This window comes from Pseudoalteromonas sp. AWM4_233 (assembly GCF_056158285.1).
Window position 1 is genome coordinate 1 of record NZ_JBSWSZ010000062.1, and the last position, 3,541, is coordinate 3,541.

Annotated in this window: 1 protein-coding gene and 1 pseudogene; both read right to left on the reverse strand. The window is 42.9% G+C overall.

Annotated elements, in window-relative coordinates; genetic code table 11:
• Window positions 1-2,359: pseudogene (locus tag ACXAC4_RS19900) on the reverse strand (2-oxoglutarate dehydrogenase E1 component); the annotation flags it as partial.
• 84 nt (window positions 2,360-2,443) lie between these two features.
• Window positions 2,444-3,160: a succinate dehydrogenase iron-sulfur subunit gene (locus tag ACXAC4_RS19905; protein ID WP_054551369.1), complete on the reverse strand. Its 717-nt coding sequence runs from the start codon at window positions 3,158-3,160 to the stop codon at window positions 2,444-2,446.
• Window positions 3,161-3,541: the final 381 nt, after the last annotated feature.

Consider the following 3,541-nt stretch of genomic DNA (forward strand, 5'->3'; position numbering starts at 1 on the left):
ATGACGAAGTAGCGACTTAGGAGACATAACAATCAATGGACGACGAAGTGGACGAACGGACTGACGACGCAAGATGTGCAAAACCTGCGATGGAGTCGAAGGAACACACACTTGAATATTGTAATCAGCACACAACTGCAAGAAACGCTCAAAACGTGCCGAGCTATGCCAGGACCTTGACCTTCGTAGCCGTGTGGAAGTAAACATGTAAGACCACATAAACGACCCCACTTCTGCTCACCTGAACTTAAGAATTGGTCAAATACAACTTGTGCACCATTCGCGAAGTCACCAAACTGTGCTTCCCACATTACAAGTGACGTAGGTTCAGCTGTTGCGTAACCATATTCAAACGCAAATACCGCTTCTTCAGAAAGAACTGAGTCATACACTTCAAATGCACCTTGCTTTTCGCTGATATTTTGCAGCGGCAAGTATGTTGATGCATCTTTTTGGTTATGAACAACAGCATGACGGTGGAAGAATGTACCACGACCTGAATCTTGACCTGTTAAACGGATATCTGTACCCGCATCAACAAGCGTTGCATAAGCAAGTGTTTCAGCCATACCCCAATCAAGTGGTTTTTCACCTGTTGCCATTAGCTTACGGTCGTCGTAGATTTTCTTAACCGCGCGACTGTGCTTTGTGGCTTTCTGGGAAGCTTGCTACTTTTTCGCCAAGCTCTTTTAACTTTTCAACCGATACTGTTGCATCGTACTCAACATCCCAATCGTGACCAACAAACTTAGCCCAATCAGAAGAGTGCGATGTCTCTAGTTGAATTTCTTCAACAACACAGTTGCCTTTGTCTAAACCGTTACGGTAATCATCAGCAAGTGCTTTTACTTCATTTTCTGAGAACGAACCTTCAGCAACTAATTGGTCTGCGTAAATTAGACGAGGTACTGGATGCTTTTTGATTTTTTGGTACATAAGTGGTTGAGTCGCGTTCGGCTCATCCGCTTCGTTATGACCATGACGGCGATAACATACTAAATCAATCACTACATCACGTTTAAACTGGTTTCTGAAATCAAGTGCGATTTGAGTAACAAATGCAACCGCTTCAGGATCGTCAGAGTTAACATGGAAAATTGGTGCCTGAACCATTTTCGCAATATCAGTACAGTATGGTGTAGAACGTACATCAGACTGTTTAGACGTTGTGAAACCAACTTGGTTATTTACAACGATACGGATACTACCACCACAACTAAATGCACTTAGTTTGCGATAAGTTAAATGTTTCTTGTACAACACCTTGACCTGCGATTGCAGAGTCACCGTGAATAGTAATTGGTAATGCTTTAATACCTGACTTATCACCTAGACGGTCTAAACGAGCACGTACCGAACCCATAACCACTGGGTTAACGATTTCTAAGTGAGACGGGTTAAATGCAAGTGCCATGTGCACGTTGCCACCCTTAGTTGCAAAGTCAGATGAGTAACCCATGTGATATTTAACATCACCTGAGCCTAATGTGTCTTTGTGTTTACCAGCGAACTCATCGAATAATTCTGATGGGTTTTTACCTAAAACGTTCACTAGTACGTTCAAGCGACCGCGGTGAGCCATACCAATAACAGCTTCTTTTTGTCCGCTTTCACCTGCACGATGAATTAGTTCTTTAAGCATTGGTACTAACGCATCACCACCTTCAAGTGAGAAACGTTTTGCACCAGGGAACTTAGCCCCTAAGTATTTTTCAAGACCATCTGCAGCTGTTAATCCTTTAAGGATACGTAGCTTTTCTTTAGAGAACGTTGGACGTGATTGCACTGATTCTAAACGTTGTTGTAACCAACGCTTTTCTTCAGTTGAAGTGATGTGCATATACTCAGCACCAACCGACCCACAATAAGTTGTTTTGAGCGCTTGATATAGTTCACCTAATGGCATGGTTTCGCGACCGACAGCAAACGAACCCACATTGAATTCACGGTCAAAATCAGCTTCAGATAAATCGTGGTACTCTAATTCTAGATCACGAACACGTTCGCGTTGCCAAATACCTAATGGATTTAGGTTGGCATTTTGGTGACCACGGAAACGGAAAGCATTAATAAGTTGTAGCACCTTGACCTGTTTAGGATCACCAGAGCCACCCTCTGCTACCACTACTTCTCTATGCTTGTTTTTAGCAAGCTGTGCAAATTGTGAACGAACTTCTGAATGTTTAACATCAACATCCACACCATCAACTTTTGGTAATTGTTCGAACACTTCTCGCCATTCTTCTGGCACAGAAGTCGCATCATCTAAGTACGCTTCATAAAGCTCTTCTACGTAAGCAACGTTACCGCCGTTTAAGTGAGAAGATTCTAGCCATGCCTTCATCACACCTTCGTGCATTTATAAGCCCTTTTCTTTAGCGCAGAAATTAATTGTTGTAAAAACAAGGTGGTTAATCACTTAACCACCTTACATATTCAAGCTTTAAACAGCGCGGTTTAAAAGCATTGATTTGATTTGTCCAATTGCTTTGGTCGGGTTAAGACCTTTTGGACACACGCTAACACAGTTCATGATACTGTGACAACGGAACACGCTGAACGCATCGTCAAGGTCAGCAAGACGCTCTTCAGTCGCTGTATCGCGGCTATCAGCCAAGAAACGATACGCATGAAGAAGGCCCGCAGGACCGATGAACTTGTCTGGATTCCACCAGAACGAAGGACACGATGTTGAACAACATGCACATAAGATACACTCATATAAGCCATCTAACTTATCACGTTCTTCGATTGACTGAAGACGCTCACCCGCCGCTGGCGTGTCGTTAATTAGGTAAGGCTTAACTTTTTCGTATTGAGTGTAGAACTGACTCATGTCAATAACAAGGTCACGTACCACAGGTAAACCTGGTAATGGGCGAATTACGATTTTACCTTTGCCACCTTTAAGTAGCGTTGATAAAGGCGTGATACACGCTAAACCATTTTTACCATTCATGTTGATACCGTCTGAACCACACACACCTTCACGGCATGAACGACGGAATGATAATGTTGGATCTTGCTCCTTCAATTGCATAAGGGCATCCAATACCATCATATCTTGGCCTTCTTGCGTTTCTAGCGAGAAGTCTTGCATACGTGGTGCATTATCAACATCTGGATTGTAACGATAAACCGAAAATTGTACTTGTGCCATCGTCTCGCTCCTAGTATGTACGTGCTTTAGGTGGGAAAGCTTCACGCAGTTTCGGCGCGTAGTTTACATCACGTTTGCTCATTTCTTCGCTCTTAGGATTGTAGATTGAGTGACATAGCCAGTTTTCGTCACGAAAACTGGCAGGTGCTGGAAGTTAGAAGCCACAAGGATCGGTTAACCTTAGCAATACGTAACTGAACGAAGTGACAATAACAGTTGCCGCTTAGTGTAGATATTACTTGCGGTACAAACGGCCTCTTGGACATTGTATTCAAACTCAAGCAATTTGAATGGCATTCTAAAGAATGCGTTCATTTTAGTATTGTTAACAAAGTTTGACGAGGTGCTGTGTAAGAGGTGAATCTAACCGTCGTTAACCTT